Source organism: Microcoleus sp. BM001215392, assembly GCF_036700185.1.
Classification (GTDB): Bacteria; Cyanobacteriota; Cyanobacteriia; order Cyanobacteriales; family Microcoleaceae; genus Microcoleus.
This window is the reverse complement of the sequence record NZ_JAUBOJ010000342.1, coordinates 1-8,491: the sequence shown is the minus strand read 5'-3', so window position 1 is coordinate 8,491 and position 8,491 is coordinate 1. Positions and strand designations below refer to the sequence as shown.

The 8,491-nt window shown below is 49.1% G+C and carries 3 protein-coding genes and 2 pseudogenes; 2 read left to right on the top strand and 3 right to left on the bottom strand.

Annotation, left to right across the window (positions count from 1 at the left end; translation table 11 throughout):
• A pseudogene (locus QT974_RS27000) lies at positions 1 to 1,232 on the bottom strand (RNA-guided endonuclease InsQ/TnpB family protein); the annotation flags it as partial.
• 140 nt (positions 1,233 to 1,372) lie between these two features.
• Here QT974_RS27000 and QT974_RS26995 point away from each other — a divergent pair.
• A complete protein-coding gene (locus QT974_RS26995) occupies positions 1,373 to 1,534 on the top strand; it encodes a hypothetical protein (protein ID WP_333471486.1) in 162 nt (53 codons plus the stop codon).
• A 170-nt stretch (positions 1,535 to 1,704) separates the two neighbouring features.
• Here the strand turns inward: QT974_RS26995 and QT974_RS26990 are convergent, their stop codons facing one another.
• The gene (locus tag QT974_RS26990) at positions 1,705 to 3,387 is read right to left on the bottom strand and encodes a CHAT domain-containing protein (protein WP_333471485.1); all 1,683 of its coding nucleotides are present in this window, start codon (positions 3,385 to 3,387) and stop codon (positions 1,705 to 1,707) included.
• Between the two features lie 698 nt (positions 3,388 to 4,085).
• The gene (locus tag QT974_RS26985) at positions 4,086 to 4,328 is read right to left on the bottom strand and encodes a hypothetical protein (RefSeq protein ID WP_333471484.1); all 243 of its coding nucleotides are present in this window, start codon (positions 4,326 to 4,328) and stop codon (positions 4,086 to 4,088) included.
• Positions 4,329 to 5,058: 730 nt separating this feature from the next.
• Between QT974_RS26985 and QT974_RS26980 the strand changes: the two are divergent.
• Positions 5,059 to 8,491 (top strand): annotated as a pseudogene (locus tag QT974_RS26980) (hypothetical protein); the annotation flags it as partial.

Here is an 8,491-nt window from a genome sequence, read left to right as displayed (position 1 = left end):
CACTTTTACTTTGAGCGGATTAACCCGCCTCGGCCCAAGTACGCAGCTCTCTATCCCATCGCTAAACGCATTTGGGATTGCTTTTCTGAGGATGTTGTACGAAGCGTTGATATCAGAATTAATTAACTGACCAGTCGATGTTTTGTACAAACCCCGCTTAATCCGTTTACCAGTAAACACAGCCGCTTTTTCGGTTTTTCCATAAACAGGAATTGGGTCTAAACCTAAAAAACTGGATCGGGATGTGTAGGATTCTTCCTGCATAATTACTGTGATTCCCGCCAACCGAGCTTTGTACTCCAACATTTCAATTAATCGAGAGTGAGGAATACTAACAAAGTTTTGATTGGTTCGCTTCCCTAACTCGATTTCTGTTTTCCACTGCGCGTTCTTGCCAATTACTAGCGTCCCAATCTGCCTGGTGAGCAAAAGGTTAATAATTAGATGGCTAGCATGATGTAAGTAATTATCAACTTTTTGATGGCGACAACGAGTTAAGCGCTGAATCCGGGGTGACGTTTTGCGGTTCCCTTTTAACTGGGATTGTAACCGTGAAGAGCGTTTGTTGTAGAACTGGTTAATCGATTTCAATGGTCGCCCGTTGATCAACAAAGGGATAAATCCCGGTTGATTTGAAGTTAACGCCACTAAATTGTCTAGTCCCAAATCAATACTAGCTACAGAGTTGGCATTGCCCAGGGTGGGCTCCGGTTCATCATAAATCACCTCAATCACATAGGAATCACATTTTGGAACCAGTCTAACGAAAGCAAATCTTCTTGGGATTGACTTGAGTTTTAATTAAAAGTTCAGTGCCGGAAAGTTTAATGATTCCTTGTTTCAACTGTTTGCTGCTAATCGCTTGAATCGTGTAGACGAGAAGGTTTCGCCCTTTGACCTTATCTTTGTATTTTGGCAGTTTTGGGCGACCCGTGAATTTTGAAGAATCAATTTTGTAAGCTTTAATGGCTTCAAAAAACGATTTCCAATTTTTGTCCAACACCATCAAGATTTGCTGACTTACTTTAGCTGGCATTGCCTGATATGCTTCGTGAGACTTCATCAATCGGTTCATTTCGTTATAGCTGACATAACCCCACCCATAAATAAAGCTCTGACGAATGACGTAATTGGCGGCATTGTAGAGGTTTTTGGACTTGAAAGCTAGGCAAGTCAATTTGGGCGAAACGGTGTTCCGTTGATTTAATGATGTGCCTCTCTGTTAGTTGCATTTGAGACTTGCGTTTTTTGGGCTACGCGTATTCCTTGTTCAACACTCACAACAATAGAATACCATTATTGTTTATAATTGCTTATAAACTCAATGAAGTTTTACAATACCGTATCTACCATAAACCCACCAGAGCCGGTCGTGAAGAGTGTTCGGTATATTAATCAATTGTGGCTGCTGATTCGAGTAAGTGATTACTCGATCGAAATTCTCAAATCCCCCACCTTCAATTCTCTGATTTTGCGTAGAAACCAGGTTGAAGATCGCAACTTTTCACCCGCGCGCGATCGAGCAACAGGCTAGCGCTCGCTCAATACGCGATTGTTAGCGGTTGTCGTTTCTGTGCTCGATGTTAGTAGCAATCGCTTTCGACACCCAAAGCAATCTCGCCGTTTATTTTTCACTCTCGTTTTACCCGTTAGATTGTCCGCACCCAAATTTATTGGCAGCCAGCGGCTTGCGGGCGATCGTGATTAGTGGGTTTGTTGCAGGTAATTTTGCGACATCGGAGTGCGTACAGCCGGCAGTAACTCTTCTGGTTTCGTGCCGCGGTGTTGCCAGTGCCGCCACCCAAACAAGCCAGCACTCAAAGCAACGGGCAATAAGCAAAGCGTCAGCGCCAGACATTTTCTCAATCCCGCTGTTGTGAGCGGTTTCTGAGCTGGTGCAGCGGCGCGAGTTGCTGGGATACCCGAAGACTCTCGATCGGCAATAGAGGAGGGCTTCGCTGTCCCTGAGGTTGGTGAATTAGCCGCAGAGGGTCGATCTTTCTGGTCTGTGGCATCCCTACCAGCTTTTAACTGGTCGGGAAAATATTCCCAGACTTCGCTGTCAGAGGCGTCTGCCTCTGGTGCTGGAGGGGCTGGCATTAATTGGTGGTATTGTCGGCTCGCCGAGAGTAAAGGTGGCGCTTTCCATTCGGTACCCGCCGCCAGTTGCGTTTCCGATGGGATTTTTGGCACCGGGCGGCCCGACGGCGCGCTTTGAGCTGGGGCACCCGTCAGATAGCCGTCAAAGTCAGGATGCTGGTAGAGAATGGGCAAAGCCCAATATAACTGGTGAGAACCGTAGGCAGAAATTAGTCCCGCCCGAGCCCGACTCAGGCTCAGATCCACTGGATAGCCTTGATTGAGGTTGCGGTAAAACAGCCGTGTCAGAGTTAGGGCTACATCGTCGGGGATGCTTTCTGCCATTGCTAGCACTGCCGGAATGCCCCGCTGGACTAGAGCTTCGGTTAAGTTGCGTTCCGGGCCCTCATCTGCCATGTCCGACGGGTCGCCGTAGGCGCCGCGGCACGAGTTGAACACGGCCATCTGAATGCCGTTGTTGACGAGCAATCCGGCTAAGTCGTCGCCGCTCAAGGTTTCGGTGAGCCCGGTGCGGCTGCTGACGAGGTAGAGCTCGCCACCTCTAGCACCTAAGTTGCTGTGGCCTGCGTAGTGCAGGACTTGGTAGTGTCCTTGTTCTAGGGCTTGGGTAAGCTGTTCTCGATCGGGCTGTTCGAGAATCGTCAGTTGAATTTCCGGGGCGTGGGGGCTGTTTTTGAGGGGGTTGCCGCTGCGGTTTTGCAGTTCTTGTTGCAGGTGTACGGCTTCTCGCGAAAGCTGCAAGCTATCTCGATCGCTGGGAGAGGCGATCGCCATTAAAATTTTCAGAGGCCCGCCGCTAGGTAGTATCCGGGTTTGTTTGAACAAACTTGTACCTGGTTGGTAGCGGGAAAACACGACATCGGTGCCTGTTGCCAAAGGGCGATCGCCCGCGTGCAGAACTTCCCACGGCAGCCGCGGCAAGCGCCGCCCCTTAAGTCCGAGCCGCAGTTGCAGCACTTCTCGGCGGTGCTGGGCGATGCCCTGAGCGCAAGTCCAGCTATCGCGCAAGTTTCCTTGAAACAGCCCGCTGTAGAATTGTTGCCCTAGGGCTACTAAATTCGGTGCACAGTTTCCCGATCGCGAGATTGGGCGACCTCCAGCACCTGTTCCCTGGAATACGCCCACCAAGGGGTCGTTCATCAGTTGAGCAGACAGTGCCAGCCATTGGTCGATCGGCCAGCGGACTTGTTGTTCTGCTAGGGGTACACCGGGTGCAACCCTTTCTGTCCGCACTAAGTATTCGTCGTCCCCAACTGGGGTGACTGAGAGTTTAAATTCCTGGCTCACCGATTTAGCGCCCCCCCGCTTCTATTCTGAGTTTGCCTGCGTTTTTGCGGCTGGCAATACCGACCGACAAACTGATTTTTACTCTTTGAATCAGAGTTTTTGAATGCGCTTCCCCCGAGGAGGGCGAACGCCGGACTCAAATATATTAGTTCAAACACTTTGAGTGTATAAAAGTTGTACTTTAATAACAGTTTATTAGTTTTGATTGCCCTATGGCTCGGTGAAAGCCTAATTTTCTCTAATCTTCCTATCTTTAACATTTTGCACCTCTACCGCAGACCCCTTTACATTCGTTGGGAACTTGAGTTTCTCAATGCTGAGTAAAGTTTAATTCGAGGCACTTTACCAGGCGGATCTCTAGTTCTTATTAAAATTACTTCGGCTCTACCCAATCTGTTTCAGGGCAATATGGGAGGCAAAGTTGATTAAAATTTTTGGTTGGGCGATCGAGCGAGTTGTCCGGGCGCCTTATCCTTTACCACGACCCCCCATACCCAGTCAAGATCCTGTGTCAATTAATTAATTGGACAGCCGACAACCCCGCTCGGCAAGCTCGGAGCCCCGCTGTCCTACCTCGTCGGCGACGATCGGCGATCGTTGATAATTGCTAATCACTGATTGCTAATTTACCGTTTCCCTGTTATAAGATTTTTTGTAAATTTAACTGTCTTAATCTACTTCTAGTTAACCAGGCAAAATTAATTTAAGCTGGCCTGAATTCTCAACAATAGCGCTGCGATCGCATATTTCCCTACTCTGAAGCTACAAGCATTTTTTCGCTCGCTCAAAATAAGCCGCATCCAGCCAGTTTCGCCCAGAAATACCCCCCTGAGACCAGCCAACACCAACAAACCAAGCAGGAATGAAGTAGTGGCTGCTGCTTGACTCGCGCTCAAAATGCCGATCGAGCCGATCGCTTTAACCAAACACAAATTCTGCATTGATTTCGGTTATTTCTAACTTTTACAATCTCTCTTGAGATAGATTTTTTTCCCTACGTACTCGTACTTAGGGCCCAAGTCAAGATTTTGGATTAGTTTGAGTCACTGGCTCGGGTCGATCTAAAATTGTGCGATCGAAAATTAAAATAAATATTTTCCCTGGCGAACAATCTAGAATTGTAATTAATCATCGGGAACAAAAATTAAGAGCGTGGAGTCATTTCAAGAAAGAATGCAAATCCTAAGTCAGGGAAGGATTTGACCGAGCTGGGAGTATGACAAAACTTCAATGCACCCAGGCTCCTCGCATTCCAAGCAAGGGTTGAATTTTGGGTATAAAGATTTTGGGTAGTTATGTGGGAGTTGTTAGTTGCGAGTTTAAATTCTGCTAGTTCACTGTAGAAATTACGTAGACGATCTACAATTAGGTGCACTTAGGGGCAGATAACTGTAGAAAATACGGAGAAGAGCAAAAGCGAGTTGCGTTTCGGCGCAACACTTACAGTGTAAGTAGCGGAGCAATTATTTGTGGTGCGCAAGAGCCGCAGATAAAACTCACAGCCGATCGAGATAACCCGTTGCAGTTTAAATAGCATCTATAACAATAAGGTGGGGATAACAATCCCTCTAGCAGGCGCAAGTATGAAGTAATGATCTTTATTTTCCGCTGCCTCCTGCTTGGTGATAAACTGAGTCTAATAAATTTAGCCATGTTTGGTAAAAATCAAAGATGGCAGAAAAAATGTTGTTAGAAAATGTATCGGGAAAATTTTTTCCAGATCCTACTCAAACAACAATTAGTGACATGATGAAAACCACTTCTACCGGGTCAAATATGCCAAATTCAAATGAAAAGTTAACAAGTGCTGTACCCGCCGCGATCGATGACGGCGAAGCAGAACTCGGACTATCAGCCAGCGATCTCGATCGGCTGATGAACTTCCGCAGTGCCACCGCGCTCAATTCTGACAGCGGGTTAGTCAAGCTAATTGACGATGCGATCGCCGAAAACAGTGGCAGCAACACCCCTAAGAGCCCAGTGGCGAATCCGTCTAGCGGCACATCCGTAAAAGCTGTTGACGATAAGATCCCAGTGGCGAATCCGTCTAGCGGCACATCAGCAAGCAGCCTTAACCCTCCTAGCGACAAAGTTGTCAGCCCGTCAGACACCAAACCTACTTTGGTTGTTGGAGATAGCAGCAAAATGGCTGAAGTTAAGGTCGTGCCCGAAGAAGGTGCTAACAAAAGAACTGACACAAGCGACAACAGCGGTAGCGATGGCAAGACGATAGTAGGCACCGATAACGATGACATAATTGTCGCCACCGGCGCGGATCAGTCGCTCTACGGCAAAAAAGGCAAAGACAAGATCAAAGGAAAGAGTGGCAAAAATAAAATCTACGGGGGTAAAAATGACGACGATTGCCAGGGCGGCGATGGCGACGACGAAGTAAGAGGCGATCGCGGTAACGATACCTGCGACGGCGGCAGCGGCGACGACAAGGTTTATGGCGGTAAAGACAACGACACTATCAGTGGCGGCACCGGCAACGATACCTGTAACGGCGATGACGGCGATGACGTAGTGTACGGCAACGAGGGAAATGATGACGTTGACGGCGGCGCTGGCAAGGATACCGTGATGGGCGGCAAAGGCGACGACAAATCCAAGGGCGGCGAAGGCAACGATGTCGTCAGGGGCGATCGGGGCAACGACGTTTGTATGGGCGGCGACGGCGACGACAGCGTTAGCGGTGGCAAAGATAACGATACCGTGATGGGCGATGCCGGCAAAGACGTTTGCATGGGCGACGACGGCGACGACAGCGTGCTCGGCGGCGCCGGCGACGATACCGTAATGGGCGGTGCCGGCAACGACGTTTGTATGGGCGACGACGGCGACGACAGCGTGATGGGGGGCGACGGAGACGACAGCGTGATGGGCGGTGTCGGCAACGATACCCTCGTTACAGGCGATGGCAATGACATGGCAGACGGCGGCGAAGGCGACGACAGCGTTGTCGGCGGTGGCTCGGGCAACGATACGCTGATGGGCAATACCGGCAACGATACGATCGTCGGCGGTACTGGCAACCATACCTGTGTCGGCGGTGCTGGAAATGACGTTTTTGTCGTGAGCAACCGTACAACTCCAAACAGTTCAGTTATCACTGACTACACAGACGGTAGCGACAAGTTTCTGCTGTTTGGCGACTTGAACTTTAGCAGCTTGTCCTTTTTACAAGTCGGCCTCAATACCGAAATTCGGTTCAGCAGCAATCAGTTTGTGCTGGCGCTGTTGTTGAATGTCACCGCCACGATTCTCGATGCTAGCGACTTTTTGGGAGTTAGTGGTAGCGCTCCATCTCCAACCCCAACCACACCTCGAACTCCAACTCCAGTTGCAGCGCCGAGGGCGACTCCCCCGCAAGTGGAAGCTAATAATCCCCTAACAGTCGGTTCCGACGGCAAGCCACAAACTATTACTTCTGACTTGTTGCGGTTTGGAGGCGGGCAGCAAGGTGCTAGCGGCACAGTGTTCAAGCTAACCGAGATCCCTGATACTAAAACCGGGCAAATATTCTTTAAGGGAGTAGCAGTAACACAAGTCGGTGTTACCTTCACTCAAGCAGACATTGACCTCGGTTTGTTAACTTTCCAAGCAACAACAGGTTTTATCGGTGCGGCTAATTTTGGTTTTGAAGTTAACCAAGGCACAAGCGTCATCACCGGCCAGCGTTTTAGCTTAAAAATCGAGCAAAATGTCTTTAAGTTTGCTGGCAATACAGCACCTCAAGCGATCGTCGGTTCGCTAACCCTAGATAACGACATCGAAGGCGGCGATGGTGGCGATGACATTAAAGGCGGTAACAAGAAAAACAAAATTAAAGGAGGCAAAGGCAAGGACAAGATTAAAGGCGGCGATGGCGGCGATAACGATATCGACGGCGGCGATGGCGATGACGAGATTGAAGGCGGTAAGGGCAAAAACAAAATTAAAGGAGGCAAAGGCAAGAACAAGATTAAAGGCGGCGATGGAGATAATGATATCGAAGGCGGCGATGACGATGACGATATCGAAGGTGGTAAGGGCAAAAACAAAATCGTCGGTGGCAAAGGCAAGGACAAAATTAAAGGCGGCGATGGTGGCGATAACGAGCTCGACGGCGGCGATGACGATGACGATATCGTCGGTGGTAAAAGCAAAAACAAACTCATCGGCGGCGCAGGCAATGACAAATTAACCGGAAATGACAGCGATGACTCGCTCGAAGGCGGCGTCGGAACCAATACTCTAACTGGGGCTGGTGGCAAGGATAGCTTTATTTACCGCACTTCTCGCCAAGAGATTACAACAGTTGCAGAGGCTGACTTAATTACTGACTTTAATGATGACGATTTTTTAGAGTTGTCTGCGGCAGCTTTTGGTAATCTCAGCGTTAATAGCTTGACGCGACTGTCGATTACTGCTACCTCTGTTGTTGGGTCGATCGGCAGCAATAACTTGCTCGACTTCAGCGCTGATATCACCGTTACCAGCATTGCCACTTTGCAAGCGCGGTTTGCAGCTTTGGGTGGCAACACCGACGCGCCTGTTTTCTGTCAGTTTACAGATGCCGCTACCAACCGTTCGGTACTGGTATTTTCAGTTGGAGCGCGCTTTGAAATTCTCACCAGTTTCTCGCTGAAATTTAGCCTGCAAGTCAAAAACTTTGTCTTCACCGGCCCAGCGCTAACTGTTCCCGTCGGTACTGCCGGCGCTGATAATGTTAATTTCGGCACTTATCCCGCCGCCGTTAACTACGATGGCTTAGCAGGCGATGACAACATTGTCGGCACCAACTTTAACGATACGATCAAAGGCGGCGACGGCAACGATACGATCGCCGGCGGCCTCGGTGCCGATGTGCTCAGCGGTGGCAGCGGTACGGATCTGTTTGTTTACACGACCACTAAAGAAGGTGGCGATAAAATTACCGACTTTAAGTCGGGAACCGATAAATTGCAGTTTGTCTCTAGCGAATTCGGCAATTTGACTTCAACAAACTTTGTCAGTGTCAGCGGTTCAAATCCTGACATTACTGGCAAACAGTTGGTGATTTTCACTGGCGGAACTTATGCCTCTGTAGACGCGGCACAAACTAAGGCTCTGGGTAATTCAA

Excerpts from the sequence above, each read along its gene's own strand:
- QT974_RS26985 (WP_333471484.1), bottom strand. The coding sequence starts at position 4,328 with ATGCAGAATTTGTGTTTGGTTAAAGCGATCGGCTCGATCGGCATTTTG.